The following is a 17,032-nucleotide window of genomic DNA, read 5'->3' on the forward strand; positions in this document are numbered from 1 at the left end:
CTGCCGGATAGGCTCGGCGCCATGAACGACGGCAAGCGCGTGCCCTGGGTGGTCGGGGTGTCGGGGGCGTCCGGTACGCCGTACGCCGCCGCGGTGCTGCGGGGGCTGCTGGCGGCGGGGGAGAGCGTGGACCTGGTGGTCTCGCGGGCCTCGCGGCTGACCCTGCTCGACGAGACGGGGATCTCGTTCCGGGACGCGCACTGGCGCGAGGACCTGGCGGCCTGGCTGGCGCGGGGCGCGGACGGGAAGCCGGACGCGTTCGAGGTGGCGGTGGACGACGTGCGCCACTGGGCGCCCGGCGATCTGGCCGCGGGGCCGTCCTCGGGCTCGTACCCGGTGAAGGGGATGCTGATCGTGCCCGCGTCGACGGCCGCGGTCGCGGGTGTGGCGCTGGGCCTGTCGAAGGATCTGCTGCAGCGGGCGGCGAGCGTGATGCTGAAGGAGCGCCGGCCGCTGGTGGTGGCGGTGCGGGAGACCCCGCTGAACGGGCAGACGTTGAAACACCTGGTGACGCTGGACGAGGCGGGCGCCGTGGTGCTGCCCGCCTCTCCGGCGTTCTACGCGGGGGCGACGCACATCCAGGATCTGGTGGACTTCGTCGCCGGGCGGGTGCTCGACGCGGCTGGGGTGCCGCACGGGCTGTACCGCCGGTGGAAGGGGGAGCTGGGGGGAGGCTCCCGTACGGACTAGCGCTTCTTGGCGGCGCGCTTGGTCAGCGCGCGGCGGAAGGCGGTCGGCTGGTGGGCACGCGAGCGGTTGGCCAGGTCCTGCAGCTCGCGCATACGGGCGTAGGCCATCTCGATCGTGTACACGGTGAACACCACTCCTGAAAGATCGTCTTTGATCCGATGAAAGATTCACAGGGTGTCGGGCCCTGTGTACCTTAGATTCTATACCTAAACTCGCGGTATCGCTGGACAATGGAAGGCTTCATACCTATGGACGCCGTGGACAGGCAGCTCATCCAGGCCCTCCGGGAGAACGGCCGGGCCTCGTACGCCGAGCTCGGCCGCCTCGTGGGCCTCTCCGGCCCCTCCGTCACCGACCGCATCAACCGTCTCGAGGCTGCGGGCGTCATCACCGGCTACCGCGCCACCGTCGACGCCGCCTCGCTCGGCCTCGGCGTCACCGCCCTGATCGGCATCTCGCTCTCCGACGCGGCCGACCACGAGGACGTGGCCCGCCGGCTCAAGGACCTGGCCGAGATCGAGGACTGCTGGTTCATCGCGGGCGACGACTCGTACATGCTCAAGGTCCGCGCCTCGGACGTCGACGGTCTGGAGAAGACGATCCGCCGGCTCAGCGGCACCAAGGGCGTCTCCCGCACCCGCACCACGATCGTGCTCTCCACGAAGTGGGAGAACCGGGTCGGGGATCTGCCGCCGGAGGCCTGAGAGTACGGTGGTGGGGCCTGATTTCGGATACATGGGAGGCGGCCGCATGGACGCTGGGCTCAAGCGGGAGCTGGAGCAGAAGGTGCTCGCCGGTGAGCGGCTGAGCCGCGAGGACGGTCTCGCGCTCTACGCGTCCGACGACCTCGCCTGGCTCGGCGGGCTGGCCCACGAGGTGCGGACCCGCAAGAACGGCGACGTCGTCCACTTCAACGTCAACCGTCACCTCAACATGACGAACGTGTGCACCGCCTCGTGCGCGTACTGCTCGTTCCAGCGCAAGCCGGGCGAGAAGGACGCGTACACGATGCGCATCGAGGAGGCGGTGAGGCTCGCCAAGGCGATGGAGAGCGAGAACCTCACCGAGCTGCACATCGTCAACGGGCTCCACCCCAACCTGCCGTGGCGCTACTACCCGCGCTCCCTGAGCGAGCTGAAGAAGGCGTTGCCGAACGTCTCGCTCAAGGCCTTCACGGCCACGGAGATCCACCACTTCGAGACGATCAGCGGGCTGTCGGCCTCCGAGATCCTCGACGAGCTGATCGAGGCCGGTCTGGAGTCCCTGACCGGCGGCGGCGCCGAGATCTTCGACTGGGAGGTCCGGCAGCACATCGTGGACCACCGCACCCACTGGGAGGACTGGTCCCGGATCCACCGCCTGGCGCACGAGAAGGGTCTGAAGACCCCGTGCACCATGCTCTACGGCCACATCGAGGAGCCACGCCACCGCGTGGACCACGTGCTGCGGCTGCGCGAGCTCCAGGACGAGACCGGCGGCTTCCAGGTCTTCATCCCGCTGCGGTACCAGCACGACTTCGTGGACATGAAGGACGGCAAGATCCGCAACCGGCTCCAGGAGCGGACCACGATGGCGACCGGCGCGGAGGCCCTGAAGACCTTCGCGGTCTCCCGGCTGCTCTTCGACAACGTCCCGCACGTCAAGGTCTTCTGGGTGATGCACGGCGTGCAGACCGCCCAGCTGGCGCTGCAGCACGGCGCGGACGACATGGACGGCTCGGTCGTCGAGTACAAGATCACGCACGACGCCGACAACTACGGCACCCCGAACAAGCTCACCCGGGACGACCTCCTGGAGCTGATCAGGGACGCCGGCTTCCGCCCGGTCGAGCGCAACACCCGGTACGAGATCATCCGCGAGTACCCGGGCCCGGACGCGGACCGTCGCGAGTCGCCCCAGCCGATGCGCGTCTGACGGGCGTGTTTCACTGGTCGTCGTAGTTCAGCAGAAAGGGGCCGTCGTGTCCGAGAACGGGACGGGTGCCGCCACCCTCCGGTACACCCTCATGAGGCTCGGCGTCTTCGCCGGCTGCTTCCTCGCCCTGTGGGGTCTCGTCTACGTGGGCGTGCTGCCGCGCGGGCTCGGCGACTCGAACCTGCTGTGGGTGCTGCTGCTGTCCATCGTGGTCTCGGCGCCCCTCAGCTTCGTCCTGCTGCGCAAGCAGCGCGACGCGATGTCGGAGCAGATCGTCGCGAAGGTCGACCACGCGAAGGGCCGCCTGGAGGCCGCCCGCTCGCAGGAGGACGCGGCGTAGGGCGCTCGTAGGGGCGCCGTAAGCTTCCTCACACACGCACACCCCGGCCGGGAGCCTTTCAAGGTTCCTGACCGGGGTGTTCTGCGTTTCGCAGGCGGCGAGGTCTGACGGATCCCAAAGGACAGCTTTGAGGATCTCAAAGTTCAAGTGTTAACGTACCGGCATGACGACCGCAGTGCGCCCTTCCGATGCCGTGAGCACCCCGCTCGTGGCGCGCCTGCACGTCGATCTGTGCCGCTGTATGTCCGCGGTCTGTTGCCGCGCGTTCTGACCCCCGGCAGCCATGCAGCGGCGCCGCCCCCGTACGCGGGCGCCGCACCCCCGTCCCCTTGCACGCACCCGTGGAGTGTGTCCGTTGTCCGCGTCCAAGCGCATACCCAAGATCCCGTTCTGGGCTCAGATCGTGGCCGGTCTGGCCATCGGCGTCCTGCTCGGCTGGCTCGCCCGCAGCCAGGACATCGGCTGGCTGAAGGAGACCCTGACCCAGCTCGGCGGCATCTTCGTCCAGCTGCTGAAGCTGGCCGTCGCGCCGCTCGTCTTCTTCGCCATCCTGGTGTCGATCACCAACCTGCGGAAGGTCAACAACGCGGCCCGGCTCGCCGCCCAGACCCTCGTCTGGTTCATGATCACCTCGCTGATCGCGGTCGCGATCGGCCTGGGCATCGGCCTGCTGACGAACCCCGGCGCCGGCACCGGCCTCACGCCGGAGGACGGCAAGGCGCCCGAGCACCAGGGCAGCTGGATCGACTTCCTGACCGGGATCATCCCCACGGACGTCGTCACCCCGTTCACCGAGCTGAACGTCCTGCAGATCGTCTTCATGGCCGCCGTCGCCGGCATCGCGGCCCTCGCCCTCGGCGAGAAGGCCCAGCCGATCCTGAGCCTGTCCGAGTCGGTCCTGGAGCTGCTGCAGAAGGCCCTGTGGTGGGTCATCCGCCTCGCCCCGATCGGCACCGCCGGCCTCATCGGCAAGGCGATCGTCACCTACGGCTGGGACCTCGTCGGCAAGTACGCGACCTTCACCGCGGACGTCTACATCGGCTGCGCCCTGGTCCTGTTCGGCGTGTACCCGCTGCTGCTCGCGACCGTCGCCAAGGTCAACCCGCTGCAGTTCTTCAAGGGCGCCTGGCCCGCGATCCAGCTCGCCTTCGTCTCCCGCTCCTCCGTCGGCACCATGCCGGTCACCCAGCGCGTCACCGAGCGCCTCGGCGTCCCGAAGGAGTACGCCTCCTTCGCCGTGCCGTTCGGCGCCACCACGAAGATGGACGGCTGCGCCGCGATCTACCCGGCGCTCGCCGCGATCTTCATCGCGCAGATCTTCGACGTGCAGCTGGGCGTCAAGGAGTACCTGCTGATCGCCTTCGTCTCGGTCATCGGCTCGGCGGCCACCGCCGGTCTGACCGGTGCGACGGTCATGCTGACCCTGACCCTCTCCACCCTGGGCCTGCCCCTGGAGGGCGTCGGCCTGCTGATGGCGATCGACCCGATCCTCGACATGATCCGCACCGCGACGAACGTCGCCGGCCAGGCCCTGGTCCCGGTGCTCGTCTCGGCCCGCGAGAAGATCCTGGACCTCGACAAGTACGCCTCCGCCTCCGCCTCCCCGATCGACGACCGCGAGCCGGTCGCGGCCGGCGCCGAGGAGAAGGTCGCGGTCGCTGTCTGACGCACCGGAACGGCTGTGTGCCCCCTGGCCCCTTCGGGCCGGGGGGCACGTACGCTTCTGGGCGTCGTGGGTGTTGAACAGGCGGGGGCGAGGGATGTCCGAGGTGGGCGGCGCGAGGGCCAAGCGGATGCCGCGCGCGGTGCGCGAGCAGCAGATGATGGACGCCGCCGTGCAGACGTTCGGGCAGCGGGGCTACCAGGCCGCGTCCATGGACGAGATCGCCGAGCTGGCGGGCGTGTCGAAGCCGCTGGTGTACCTGTACCTGAACTCCAAGGAGGAGCTCTTCGTCGCCTGCATCCGGCGGGAGGCGAAGGCGCTGCTCGAGGCGGTGCGGTCGGCGGTGGACCCGGAGCTGCCGGCGGACCGGCAGCTGTGGGCCGGGCTGTTCGCGTTCTTCACGCACACCGCGGAGAACCCCGACGGCTGGGCGGTGCTGAGCCGGCAGGCGCGTACGGAGCCGTTCGCGGCGGAGGCGGCGCTGATGCGGGACGAGATCGTGGCGTACGTCGCCACGCTCATCGGCGTCGCCGCGCAGGAGACCCACCGCGCCACGGACCGCGACCCGGAGCTCGCCGAGCGGGACGTGGCGGGCCTCGCCCAGGCGCTCGTCGGCGCGGCGGAGTCGCTGGCGATCTGGGCCAACGAGACGCCGGGCATGACGGCCCGGGAGTCCGCGGCCACGCTCATGAACTTCGCCTGGGCGGGCCTGGGCAACCTCATGCGGAGCGAGCGCTGGTCTCCCCGCTGAGGTGGACCCGCTCCCCGGAGCGCAGCTGGAACGCGCCCGAGCCGTCGGTGGCGTAGGTGACGGTGGCGGGCAGGAGGACCGGCGCGCGGAACTCGGCGCGTGCGCGGGTGGCCTCCGGCCGACCGGACTCGGCGAGGCAGCGGGCGAACGTCCACATCCCGTGCGCGATGGCCCGGGGGAAGCCGAACGCGCCGGCCGTGAGCGGGTGCAGGTGGATGGGGTTCCGGTCGCCGGAGACGGCTCCGTAGCTGCGGCCGAGGCCGGCGGGGAGCCGCCATTCGGCGCGCGCGGGGAGCAGGGGCGGGGTAGGGGCGGTGTCGCGGCCGGGGGTGTGCTCGGTGGCCGTGTCGCCCGGGGAGCGCCTTGTGGCCGTGTGGCCCGGGGCGCGCTCCGTGGGCGTGTGCCCGCGCTCGGTGGGCGTGTCGCCGGCGGGGTGCTCCGTGGTGTGCCGGGCCAGGTAGCCGCTGCGGGATTCCCACGCGAGGGCGCCGTCGACCCGGGCCTCCGTGACCATGGTGACCTCGGTGCCGCGCCGGTGCGGGGCGAGCGCTTCGGCGCGGACCGTGAGGTGGAGCCGGTCGGCGGCGGTGAGCGGCGCGTGCCGCTCGACGGTGATCCAGGTGTGCACGAGCCCGAGCAGCGGCAGCGGGAAGTCCCGGCGGCTCATCAGCCGCATGGCCAGCGGGAAGCCGAGCAGGTGGGGATAGGGGAGCGGGAGCGCCGCGTCCCCCGCCCGGTCGAAGCCGCAGAGCGCGGCGTACCGCGCCAGGCGGCGCGCGTCCACGACGGCCTCGCGGCTCAGTCGGGCCGCCGGCAGCGGGGCGTCCGGGCGGGGGCGCTTGAGCGGGGTCGCGGCGACCGCGCCGGCGAGGGACAGCAGCGTACGCATCGGCTCACGCGCCCAGCAGGCTCTGGCCGCAGACGCGGACGGTCTGGCCGTTGACGGCGGTGGAGGCCGGGTGGGCGAGCCAGGCGGTGGTCTCGGCGACGTCGGCCGGCAGGCCACCCTGCGCCAGGGAGTTCATGCGCCGGCCCGCCTCGCGGATGAACAGCGGCACGGCCGCCGTCATCCTCGTCTCGATGAAGCCCGGCGCGACCGCGTTCACCGTCACCTCGTGCTCCGCGTACGCGCGCGGCGCGAGGGAGCGCACGAGGCCGATGACGCCGGCCTTGCTCGCCGCGTAGTTCGTCTGCCCGTCGTTGCCGGCGATGCCCGCGATGGAGGCGGTCGCCGCGACGCGTCCGCCGCGTCGCAGCGTGCCGCCCTTCAGCAGCGCGTCCGTCGTGTCGAGGACGGACGTCAGGTTGACCGCGACGACCTGCGCCCAGCGGTCCGCGGGCATGTTGGCGAGCCGGCGGTCGCGGGTGATGCCCGCGTTGTGGACCAGCACGTCGAGCCCGCCGTCCGGGACCGCCGCCGCGATGCGCTCGGCCGCCTCGGGGGCGGTGATGTCGAGCGCGAGCGCCGAGCCGCCGATCCGGACGGCGGTGCGGTCCAGGTCGTCCGCGGCCTGCGGGACGTCCAGGCAGACCACCCGGGCGCCGTCGCGCGCGAGGGTCTCGGCGACGGCCGCGCCGATGCCGCGCGCGGCCCCGGTGACCAGCGCGGTGCGCCCGTCGAGCGGCCGGTCCCAGTCGGCGACGGCCCCGGGCGCGGTGTCCTGGACGGTGACGACCTGCCCGCTCACGTAGGCGGACTTCGGCGAGAGGAGGAAGCGCAGCGTGGACTCCGCGCCCCCCGCGCCCCCTTCGAGGCGTACGAGGTTGACCGTGATGCCCCGGCCGGTCTCCTTGCCCAGCGAGCGGACGAAGCCCTCCAGGGCCTGCTGCGCGGCCGCCTGGTGGTGGTCCGCCGGCGACGGGGGCGTGCCGAGGACGACGATCCGTCCGCTCGCCGCGACCGAGCGCACCACGGGGTGCAGCGCCGCGTGCACCTCGGCGAGTCCGGCGGCGTCCGCGACGCCGGTGGCGTCGAGGACCACGGCCGCGGCCGGCCCGTGGTCGCCGTCGCCGCCGAGCGGCAGGCCGGTGCGGGCGAGGACCGCGGCCAGTTCCTCCGTACGCGTCGGCCGGCCGGCCGTCAGGTGCAGCAACGCGCCTGCCAGCCGCGGGCGTTCGGGCGACCAGCGGTGCAGCGCGGCGGGCTGCGGCAGGCCGAGCCGGCGGGTGAGGAAGCGGCCGGCGGAGGTGCCGGTGAAGTGCAGATAGCGGTCGGCCATTGTCCAGACTCCCTGCGCGGTCGTAGATTTACCGTGGAGTAAGGTTACTCATGGGTCAGGAGCTGGTCGAGATGCCGACACCGCAGAAGCAGGGCACGTTCACGCCGATCGCCCCGCGCCCCGTGCGCCGCGTCGCCGTCGTCGGCGGCAGCCGCATCCCGTTCGCCCGCGCGGACGGCCCGTACGCCACCGCCTCCAACCAGGAGATGCTCACCGCCGCCCTCGACGGCCTCGTCGAGCGGTACGGACTCCAGGACCCGGGCGCCGTCGGCGAGTTCGTGGCCGGCGCCGTCCTCAAGCACGCCCGCGACTTCAACCTCGCCCGCGAGACCGTCCTCGGCTCGAAGCTGGACCCCCGCACCCCCGCGTACGACGTCCAGCAGGCGTGCGGCACCGGCCTGCAGTCCGTGATCGCCGCCGCGAACAAGATCGCCCTCGGCGCGCTCGACTCCGCCGTCGCCGGCGGCGCGGACACCGCCAGCGACGCCCCGCTCGGCGTCAACGACCGCCTCCGCCGCATCCTCCTGGAGGCCCGCCGCGCCAGGACGGCGGGCGCCCGCCTCAAGGCCCTCGCCGCGATCCGGCCCGGGCACCTCGTCCCCGACATCCCCCGCAACGCCGAGCCCCGCACCGGCCTGTCGATGGGCGAGCACGCGGCGGTCACCGCGCGCCGCTGGGGGGTCTCCCGCGCCGACCAGGACCTGCTCGCCGCCACCAGCCACCAGCGGCTCGCCGCCGCCTACGAGCGCGGCTTCCTCGACGACCTCGTCGTCCCGTTCCGCGGGCTGAGCCGCGACCAGAACCTCCGCCCCGACTCGACGGTGGAGAAACTCGCCCGGCTCCGGCCGGTGTTCGGCACCGACCACCCGGACGGGGCGACGATGACCGCGGGCAACTCCACCCCGCTCACCGACGGCGCCGCGACCGTCCTGCTCGCGAGCGAGGAGTGGGCCGAGGCGCGCGGACTGCGCCCGCTGGCGTACCTCAGCCTCTACGAGACCGTCGCCGTCGACCATGTCCACGGCGACGTCGCCGGTGGCGAGGACGGGCTGCTCATGGCGCCCGCGCACGCCGTGCCGCGGCTGCTGCAGCGCGCGGGGCTGGGGTTCGCGGACTTCGACCTGTTCGAGGTCCACAAGGCGTTCGCCTCGCAGGTGCTCGCCACGCTGGCGGCCTGGGAGAAGCGCGGTCTGGGCGCTGTGCCGCGGCACAGTCTCAACATCACGGGCTCCTCTCTGGCGACGGGGCATCCCTTCGCGGCCACCGGTGCCCGTATCGTGGCAACGCTCGCCAAGCTGCTGTCGGAGTGGGACGCTCCCGGCCGCGGCCTGATCTCGATCTGCGCGGCGGGCGGCCAGGGCGTGACAGCGATCCTCGAACGCCCCTGACGCGTACGCGGTCCACGAGCGCGCCGCAGGCCGACACCCGGCGGCGCACCTCGGACCCGCGCCGTACGGTGGCCGAGCCGACGCGCGCGCCGCCGTACACCGTGGCGCGACGGGGGACGACCCGGAACGGCCGGGACGACCCGGAACGGCCGGGACCGACCCGGAACCCTCCACGCGCCGCGCGCCACACGCACCCGGGGCCAGCCCCACCCCTCGGCGCCGTCACGCACCCCGTGGCCGCCCAGACCCTCCCCTCCCCACGCACCCTCCCTCCCCACGCACCGCCCGCACGTACCAGGAGTCCCGCACGACCCCACCCCGTCCGTCTCCGACGCACCGAGGAGCCGCTCGTGTCCGCCGTCGTCCCCGTCGCCCCCGTCCCGCCCCGCACGCTCGTCGTCGACGGCCGCGTCCGAGAGGCGTACGTCCCCCCGCTCGTCGCCCGCCCGCAGCGGGGCTCGCTCGCCGACCTGCCGTACGAGAACGCCCGCGAGGCCCACGACACCGTCGTCATATCCCGCAAGCGCGCCGACGGCACGTGGGAGGAGGTCACGGCGGGGCGGTTCGCCGCCGAGGTGCACTCCGTCGCCAAAGGCCTGATCGCGGAGGGGCTGCAGCCCGGCGACCGGCTCGCGATCATGGCGCGGACGACGTACGAGTGGACCCTGCTCGACTTCGCCGCCTGGGCCGCCGGCCTGGTCACCGTCCCCGTCTACCCGACGTCCTCCGCCTTCCAGACCCGCTGGATCCTGCAGGACTCCGGGGCCGTCGCCTGCGCCGTCGAGGGCATGGAACAGGCCCGCGTGGTCTCCGCCGAGCGCCGCCAGATACCCGGCCTGGTCCACCTGTGGGTCTTCGACACCGGCGTGATCGACAAGCTGCGGCGGGCCGGGGCGCACGTCCCCGACGAGGCCGTCACGGCCCGGCGCGGACTGCTCACGCCGGACACCATCGCCACGCTCATCTACACCTCGGGCACCACCGGCCGCCCCAAGGGCTGCGCGCTGACGCACGCCAACTTCTACGCCGAGGTCGACAACGCGGTGGAGCTGCTGCACCCCGTCTTCCGCACCCTCATCGGCAAGGAGCCGCCGTCCACCGTCCTGTTCCTGCCGCTGGCGCACGTCTTCGGCCGGATGGTGGCGATCGGCTGCCTGCGCGCCCGGGTGCGGATCGGCCACGCGCCCTCGATCGACGGTGACGAACTCCTCGACGACCTGGCCGCGTTCCGCCCGACGTTCCTGGTGGCCATCCCGTACCTGCTGGAGAAGGTCTTCAACTCGGCCCGCGCGAGCGCCGAACGCATGGGCCGCGCCGCGTCCTTCGATCGCGCCTCGAACGTGGCGCGCCGGTACGGGGAGGCGCGCGAGAGCGAGGGGCCCTCGTTCTCCCTGAAGGCCGCGCGGGCCGTGTACGACCAGCTGGTCTACCGCCGCATCCGGGCCGCGCTCGGCGGGCAGGTCCGCCACGTCATCTGCGGCGGCTCGCCGCTCGGGCAGCGGCTGTCGGCGTTCTACGCGGGCGCGGGCATCGAGGTGTACGAGGGGTACGGGCTGACGGAGACCACCGCGGCCGCCACCATCACCCCGCCGCAGGCCGCCCGCACCGGCACGGTCGGCTGGCCGCTGCCGGGCACGGCGGTGCGGATCGCGGACGACGGCGAGGTGTGGCTCAAGGGCGGGGTGGTCTTCGCCGGGTACTGGGACGCGCAGCAGGGCGCGGCCCTGCCGTACACCGCCGACGGCTGGTTCCCCACCGGGGACCTCGGCGAGCTCGACCAGGAGGGCTATCTGCGGATCACCGGGCGAAAGAAGGAGATCATCGTCACCTCGGCGGGCAAGAACGTCGCCCCGGCCCCGCTGGAGGACTGGCTGCGCGCCCACCCGCTCATCGGCCAGGCCGTCGTGGTCGGCGACCGCCGCCCGTACGTGACCGCCCTCCTCGTCCTCGACCACGACGGACTGGCCCACTGGCGGCGGATGCGGCAGCTGGACCACGTCGCCCTGCGCGACCTCGCGACCGACCCGGACCTGCTCGCCGCCCTCCAGCGCGCGGTCGACGAGGCCAACCGGCTGGTCTCGCGGGCGGAGGAGATCCGCCGGTTCCACGTCCTCACCCGCGAGTTCTCCGAACGCAGCGGCCACCTGACCCCCTCGAAGAAACTGAAGCGCCGCGCGATCCTCCGCGACTTCTCCCGCGAGATCGACGCCATGTACCGGGAGGAGGGCGCGGCCGGCCGGCTCTGAAGGGCGGGCCGGGGCGGGAGAGTTCGGAATTTGGGCCCACGGGCCCAAGACGCGCGTGGCCGGAACCCGTAACGTCAGCAGGCTTGAACTGTTGTACGGCGACGAACCGTTGGGGGGCCGCGTGTCAGCGTTCGGCGGTGGAGTGTACGCCGGAGGAGCCGGAGGAACGGGCGGCCTCGGCGGTTACGCGCCGACGGGCCCGGGAAGACGCCGGAACCTGCCGCGCGGTCTGCTGGTCACCCGCATCCTGCTCCACGTCCTGCTCGCGGCGACGGTCCTCGGCGGCTTCGGCCTCTTCGGCTCCGCGCTCGCCGCGGACGCCGCCGGGGCGCAACTGCTGGGTGTGCTCGCCTGGGGCGCGGCCCCCGGGGTGGCCGGCTGGTGGCTGGGCCGCCGGATCTGGACGGGCGGGGACCGCGTCCGGTACGCGCTGCTCGGCGTCCAGGCGTGGCTGATCCTCGGCGGGATCGGGAACGTCGCCGCCGGTTCCGTGCACGGCTTCACGTCCCTGTTCGTCCCGGCGCTGATCGTGTACTTCCTGACGCGGCCGGAGAGCGGGGAGTGGTTCCGGCTGTCCCCGGACGAACGGCAGCCCGCGCCCGACCCGTTGTTCCGCCCGAACCGGGACCGCGGCCAGGGCGCGCTGGAGTACACCGGCCTGATCGTCCTGGTCGCCGCCATCATCGCGGCGCTGCTGTTGAGCGGGGTCGGCGGCCAGATCGCCGATGGCTTCCGCTCCGCGGTCTGCCAGGTCCTCGGCACGGCCTGCCCGGCCCCGTCCGGCACCGGGACCCACGCGGGCGACCGGGGCGACGGATCCGGCGACGCGACGGGCGGCTCGGGCAACGGCGGCGCCACGGGCGGCACGGGCGACTCCGGAGGCACCGGCGACACCGGTGGTACGGGCGGAACCGGTGGTACGGGCGGAACCGGCGGTACGGGCGGAGCCGACGCCCCCGGTCTCCCCGGCCGGAACCAGAGCGGCACCGGCCCCGACGGCAAGCCCACGGGCACGCCGGACACGTACCCCGAGGACAGCGCCGAGCCGGAGGCCAAGTACGACGCCGTCGACGTCTCCGGCGAGGACACCGGCGGCGGCGACGACAAGGCCGAGGACGAGGAGGACTGCAGCGGCTGGGGCTTCTTCGGCTGTGCCTGGGACCGCACGTACCAGGTCGGCGCGGGTCTGTTGGTCGACGGCGTGTGGGGCGACCTCACCGGCATCGTCGACCTGTTCAAGCCGGAGACCTGGTCCGGCATGGGCGACTACTTCAGCGGCCTCGGCGAGCAGTGGGTCGAGGACTCCAAGGACGCCGGCGACAAGTGGGCCAAGGGCGACTACCTCGACGCGCTGACCGACTGGGGCGGCGCCTCGGTCAACACCGTCGTCTCCTTCGGCGACGACATGTTCGTCGGCGACGAGGTCCGCGAGCGCTGGAACAACGGCCAGAAGACCCGGGCCGTCACCGACGTGGTGTGGAACGTCGGCTCGATGTTCATCCCCGGCTACAACGTCGCCAAGGTCGTCAGCAAGGGCGGCAAGCTCGGCAAGCTGGGCCGGATCGCCTCCGAGATCGCCGAGGCCGCGGACGACGCCGGCGACGCCGCCGCGCGGGCGCGCAAGGCCGCCGACGCCGGCGACGTGGAGGGCGCGCGGCAGGCCGCCCGGGAGGCGGACGAGGCCGCCGACGAGGCCGAGGACAAGGCCCGGCAGACCGGCTGCACCATCGCATTCGGCCCGTCGCCGCTCCGCCCCTTCACCGGCGTCGCGGGTTCCGGCACCGGCGTGCTCGCGGCGGGCGGCTCGCCGGACCACGTGATCCTCGCCGACGACGGCTGCGACGAGGAGGCCAAGGAGAACGCCCGCAAGGCCCGCGAGGAGGCCAACAAGGCGTGGGTGGCGCAGAAGCGGGCGGAGGAGCCGGAGCGGGCGCGCAAGGCCGCCGAGAACATGGTGAAGTACCCGGACCCGAAACGGAACGACACCAGCGACCCGCGCAACTACCAGCCGCCGGACTGGGCGGACGACCTCACCACGCGCACCCTCGGCGACGCCGACGCCGGCGACGGCTACTGGTCGAGCCGCAACCGCAACCCCGCGCCGAACTGGGCGAACGAGTCGTGGCTGCGCTACCAGGAGCAGGTCACCGGCACGACGCGCGGCCAGGAGTACACGGTGCCGCACCCCACGGAGGGGCAGAAGCCGGTCGACTACGACGGCTGGGACTCGTCCCGGCAGACGTACCTGGAGGCGAAGAACGGCTACGACAGCTTCCTGGCCCAGCCCGGGAAGACGGAGTTGACGCCGTCCGGCAAGAACACCTTCGTCACGGAGGCGAAGCGGCAGGTCGAGGCGGCGCGCGGCAAGCCGGTGGAGTGGCACTTCTCGAACGAGGAGGTGATGAAGGCGGCCCGGAAGGCGTTCCGCGACGAGGGCCTCGACATCAAGTGCGTCTACACCCCGCGGAAGCCGGTCGCCGGCGAGAAGCGGCCGGAACAGTTCGACCCGAAGTAGGCTGCGGGGCCATGGGACGTGTAGTGGTGCGGGCCTTCTGGGGCCCCAGGGAAGAGACGGTCGAGGAACTCGCCGCCCGCTGGGCCCGGACCCTGGACGGGGTCGCGCGAGCGCTGCCGCCGCAGGGCGGCGGCGCGTGGTCGCTGCGCCGGGTCGGCGCGTCCGGCGCGGCGGCGGTGGTGACGCCCGACGAGGCGTCCCTCACGGCCGCGCTCCGCGCCGTGCAGGCCGCCGACGACTGGTCCTCCGGCTCCGGCACGGACCTCCGCCTGCTGGCGGAGGACGGCTCGGGCCGGACGCTGGAGCTCGGCGGACGGGCGGGCGCGGCGGCGGAGTTCGTCCTGATGGCGATGCTCCTGACGGTCCGCACGCCCGGGGACGAGAAGCTCCCGTACGCGGAGCTGCTCACCGCGCTCGCGGAGGGCTGGGACCCGGACTTCGCCGGAGTGGTGGACGACGACGTCCTGGACACCCTGGAGGACGACGGCGACTTCGCGCCGAGCGATCCGGCGATCGGCTGGGCGGGCTACCTCTCCCCGGGCCGCGCGGCCCTGGTCCCACCGGAATTCCCGGCGGGCGGCACGGCCCTGGCGACCGGCGGCGTCCTCCTCGACGTCGCCGCCCCGGACGACCCGGCCGCCGTCCTCCGTGCCAACCTCCTCCTCCGCGACGCCGGCGCCCTCCGGCCCCTGTCGCGGCCCATGGATCGGCCGCACCTGTGACGCGCCGCCTCCTCGTGCGGGCGTTCTGGGGGCCCCGGGAGGAGTCCGTGGAGGAGCTGGCCGGGCGGTGGAGGCGGACCGTGGACGCGCTCGGCGCGCTTCTCCCCGAGGCGGCGGACGGGGTGACGTGGCGACAGGGTTCCCCCGCGGGCCATGCCGTCGAACTCCGGTCGGACGCGGCGGGCTTCGCCGCCGAGCTGCGCGCCGCGCGCGAGGCCGGCGAGCGGACGGACGCCGTCCTGCGGCTCGTCGCCGAGGCCCGGGACGGCTGGGAGCTGGACGTGACGGGCGCGGGCGGTGCGCGGTGGTCGTCGGTGGTGGTCTCCGTGACGTCGCCGGACGACGCCGAGGTGCCGGAGGCCGAACTGCTCGGCGCGGTCGCCGACGCGTGGGCGCCGGACCACGGCGATGTCGGCGACCACGACGTGTTCGACGCTCTGGAGAAGGCCGGCTTCGCGGACGGCGAGCCGTCCCTGGGCTGGATCGGCTACCTCTCGCCGGGCCGGGCGGCCCTGCTCCCCGCCGGCTTCGACGCCCGGGGGCTGCTGAGGCGCGACGGGGGCCAGGTGCTCACGTTCGCCCCGCGCGACGACACGGGGGCCGTGGTCCGGGCCAACCTCCTCCTCCGCGACGCCGGCGTGCTCCAGCCGCTGCCGCGCCCGATGGACCGGCCGCGTCTCGACGCCTTCCCGGAGGACACCCGGCGGGCGCTGGCGGAGGTCGACGCCCTGGTCGCCGGGCCGGTGTCGGAGGCGGGGGTCACGGCCACGCTGTGGGAGGGGCCGTGGCTCACCGGTGTGTACGAGGAGGAGTGGACGGCGGCGTCCACGACGGCCCAGGCGCATCGCGCCGCCGTCACGGACACCCTCGACGCCCGCTGGGGCCCGCACCGGACCGTCGGCATGCGCGTGCCGATCTTCCGCGCGTCCGACGGCAGCCCCATGCCGCCGCTCTTCCGGACGCTCGTGGACCATGACCTCCTCGGCGACCTGGCGGTCTGGGGGCCGGTGGGGGCCGACGGCCGGTACGTCGGGGTCTCGCTCAACCAGTCCGACGGCGACGCCCCGATGATCGTCGCGGCGGTCGTGTCGCCGGAGCCGATCGTCGAGCTGGACGACTGACGAGCCGGTACGCCCGAACCTCCTACGCCTGGACCTCCTACGCCCGGACCTCCTAGGCCCGTACCCCCTACGCGCTCGCCACCGGGTCGCCCAGTTCGCCCTGCAGCACCGTCTCCCTGATCGGCGGCCGGTCCCACAGCGCCAGGATCTCGTTGGCGAGGGCGGTCAGGGCCAGCGGGTGGTCGGCGGGGCGGGTCTCGATCGCCGCCGCCTTCAGCGTGCGGGGGACCGCGCCGGTGTCCAGCAGCACCCGCCAGTCCTGCGGGCAGAGCTCCAGGAACTCCAGGTGCTTCAGCCCGGCGATCTCCGTCGGATCCGCGAGCGTCCCGGGGTACGCCGTCAGGGTGCGCAGCCGGGGCAGGTCGGTCACGGGCGCCAGGCTCATCGGGGCCTGCTGCCAGGCGCCGAGGCACAGGACCTCCAGGCCCGGGTGCGCGGCGGCCTCGATGCTCGGCAGGCTCCGCTTGTTGACGTGCGCCACGGGCGAGGGGCCGGACGGGGCCCGCTCCTGGCCTCGGCGCCGCGGGGGGCGGTCGAGCACCAGGTCCGTCAGGCTGTCGGCGATCAGGCCCGCGCCCACCGATCCCTCGTGGCCGATGACCACGATCTGGCCGACGTGGCCGCACGGGCCCGGCGTCAGGTCGATCGCGATGCGGTCGCCGCCCCCGGTGTCGCCGAAGACCAGCCACCCCGGCGAGCCGACCAGCCCCTGCACGGCCGCGTCCGGCTCCGTCTCGACCGCCGCCGTCGCCGCGTGCGGCCACAGGCGCTCGCGGGTCGCGGCCTCGGCCACGTACACCTCGTCCAGCGGGAGCAGCTCGCAGCCGACCTGGGTGAAGAGGTGCATCGCGTTGTCGTAGTCGCCGTCCCAGTCCTCCCAGTGCACCCGCGTCACCCGGTACAGCGCCTTGAGCTCCTCCGGCAGCGCGAGGCCCAGCCGGGCCTCCATCTCGGCCACCTTCTCGTCCGTCGCGCCGATCTCGTCCGGCAGCCGCTCCCGGAGCGTGCGCTCCAGCAGGTCCGGGTCCTGCGTCGGGGCCGGGACCACGCCCGGGTACGTCTCCGGAAGCCGCCGCCAGGGCTCCGGGACCGCGCCCTCGACCAGCAGCAGCGCCCCGGGCTCCTTGGCGCCGAGCCCCGGCTCCACGGCCGGGCCGGATTCGAGCACGTGCACCACGGCGCGCCGCCCGCCGTCCGCGAGCCGCGCGACGAACCGGACGTCCTGCCTGTCGTCCAGAAGCTCGCGCACCCGGTCCACGGCGGCCCGCTCCTCGACGCCGCGGACGTCCTGCCGCACCGGAAGACTCCAGGCGCGCCGCTCGATCCGGCCCACCAGGGACCCGTCCGGTCCGGCGTATCGCGCGTCACCGCGCTCCCGCAGGAGCCGCAGGAGCGGCTCCCAGGTCGCGAAGTCGTGGAGCGAGGGGAGGGAGGGCGGCACAGGGGGCCTCCAGAGGCGTCAC

15 protein-coding genes are annotated in these 17,032 nt (G+C 73.6%); 11 read left to right on the top strand and 4 right to left on the bottom strand.

The window, feature by feature from the left end:
- The first annotated feature begins 21 nt into the window (after positions 1 to 21).
- The gene (locus ACNJ93_RS18250; protein ID WP_418958469.1) at positions 22 to 690 is read left to right on the top strand and encodes a UbiX family flavin prenyltransferase; all 669 of its coding nucleotides are present in this window, start codon (positions 22 to 24) and stop codon (positions 688 to 690) included.
- Here the strand turns inward: ACNJ93_RS18250 and ACNJ93_RS18255 are convergent.
- Positions 687 to 824 carry a hypothetical protein gene (locus ACNJ93_RS18255; protein ID WP_418958470.1) on the bottom strand — a complete coding sequence of 46 codons (138 nt, stop codon included), beginning with the start codon at positions 822 to 824 and terminating at the stop codon, positions 687 to 689. The genes ACNJ93_RS18250 and ACNJ93_RS18255 overlap by 4 nt on opposite strands.
- Positions 825 to 938: 114 nt before the next feature.
- Between ACNJ93_RS18255 and ACNJ93_RS18260 the strand changes: the two genes are divergently transcribed.
- The 5 genes from ACNJ93_RS18260 to ACNJ93_RS18280 all read left to right on the top strand — a co-directional run bounded on the left by ACNJ93_RS18260 (position 939) and on the right by ACNJ93_RS18280 (position 5,358).
- A complete protein-coding gene (locus ACNJ93_RS18260) occupies positions 939 to 1,394 on the top strand; it encodes an Lrp/AsnC family transcriptional regulator (protein ID WP_418958471.1) in 456 nt (151 codons plus the stop codon).
- A 46-nt stretch (positions 1,395 to 1,440) separates the two neighbouring features.
- Positions 1,441 to 2,604, top strand: coding sequence for an aminofutalosine synthase MqnE (gene mqnE / locus ACNJ93_RS18265; RefSeq protein ID WP_418958472.1), 1,164 nt, complete (start codon positions 1,441 to 1,443; stop codon positions 2,602 to 2,604).
- Positions 2,605 to 2,650: 46 nt separating this feature from the next.
- Positions 2,651 to 2,944, top strand: coding sequence for a DUF4229 domain-containing protein (locus ACNJ93_RS18270; RefSeq protein ID WP_418958473.1), 294 nt, complete (start codon positions 2,651 to 2,653; stop codon positions 2,942 to 2,944).
- 355 nt (positions 2,945 to 3,299) lie between these two features.
- Positions 3,300 to 4,610, top strand: a complete 1,311-nt coding sequence (locus ACNJ93_RS18275) for a dicarboxylate/amino acid:cation symporter (protein ID WP_418958474.1) — start codon at positions 3,300 to 3,302, stop codon at positions 4,608 to 4,610.
- 94 nt (positions 4,611 to 4,704) lie between these two features.
- Positions 4,705 to 5,358, top strand: coding sequence for a TetR/AcrR family transcriptional regulator (locus ACNJ93_RS18280; protein WP_418958475.1), 654 nt, complete (start codon positions 4,705 to 4,707; stop codon positions 5,356 to 5,358).
- Here the strand turns inward: ACNJ93_RS18280 and ACNJ93_RS18285 are convergent.
- Both ACNJ93_RS18285 and ACNJ93_RS18290 read right to left on the bottom strand, forming a co-directional pair.
- Positions 5,327 to 6,247, bottom strand: a complete 921-nt coding sequence (locus ACNJ93_RS18285; protein WP_418958476.1) for a MaoC family dehydratase — start codon at positions 6,245 to 6,247, stop codon at positions 5,327 to 5,329. The genes ACNJ93_RS18280 and ACNJ93_RS18285 overlap by 32 nt on opposite strands.
- 4 nt (positions 6,248 to 6,251) lie before the next feature.
- Positions 6,252 to 7,577 carry a 3-oxoacyl-ACP reductase gene (locus tag ACNJ93_RS18290; RefSeq protein ID WP_418958477.1) on the bottom strand — a complete coding sequence of 442 codons (1,326 nt, stop codon included), beginning with the start codon at positions 7,575 to 7,577 and terminating at the stop codon, positions 6,252 to 6,254.
- A 71-nt stretch (positions 7,578 to 7,648) separates the two neighbouring features.
- On the opposite strand from ACNJ93_RS18290, the gene ACNJ93_RS18295 reads away from it, so the two are divergent.
- From ACNJ93_RS18295 to ACNJ93_RS18315, 5 genes are all read left to right on the top strand, one after another.
- Positions 7,649 to 8,965: an acetyl-CoA C-acetyltransferase gene (locus ACNJ93_RS18295; RefSeq protein WP_418961452.1), complete on the top strand. Its 1,317-nt coding sequence runs from the start codon at positions 7,649 to 7,651 to the stop codon at positions 8,963 to 8,965.
- Between the two features lie 350 nt (positions 8,966 to 9,315).
- Entirely contained in the window at positions 9,316 to 11,211 is a 1,896-nt protein-coding gene (locus tag ACNJ93_RS18300; protein WP_418958478.1) for an AMP-dependent synthetase/ligase, read from the top strand.
- Between the two features lie 142 nt (positions 11,212 to 11,353).
- Positions 11,354 to 13,726 (top strand): Tox-REase-5 domain-containing protein, encoded by a 2,373-nt coding sequence (locus ACNJ93_RS18305; protein ID WP_418958479.1) that lies wholly within the window; start codon positions 11,354 to 11,356, stop codon positions 13,724 to 13,726.
- A gap of 11 nt (positions 13,727 to 13,737) precedes the next feature.
- Complete coding sequence (locus ACNJ93_RS18310) at positions 13,738 to 14,448, top strand: Imm52 family immunity protein (protein WP_418958480.1); 711 nt, start codon at positions 13,738 to 13,740, stop codon at positions 14,446 to 14,448.
- Positions 14,445 to 15,569, top strand: coding sequence for a hypothetical protein (locus tag ACNJ93_RS18315; protein ID WP_418958481.1), 1,125 nt, complete (start codon positions 14,445 to 14,447; stop codon positions 15,567 to 15,569). Before ACNJ93_RS18310 ends, ACNJ93_RS18315 begins: the two co-directional genes overlap by 4 nt.
- Before the next feature lie 67 nt (positions 15,570 to 15,636).
- Here ACNJ93_RS18315 and ACNJ93_RS18320 read toward each other — a convergent pair whose 3' ends face one another.
- On the bottom strand, positions 15,637 to 17,010 hold the full coding sequence (locus ACNJ93_RS18320) for an SMI1/KNR4 family protein (protein ID WP_418958482.1): 1,374 nt from the start codon (positions 17,008 to 17,010) through the stop codon (positions 15,637 to 15,639).
- Positions 17,011 to 17,032: the final 22 nt, after the last annotated feature.

The organism is Streptomyces tritici (assembly GCF_048500665.1).
Taxonomy (GTDB): Bacteria; Actinomycetota; Actinomycetes; order Streptomycetales; family Streptomycetaceae; genus Streptomyces; species Streptomyces tritici.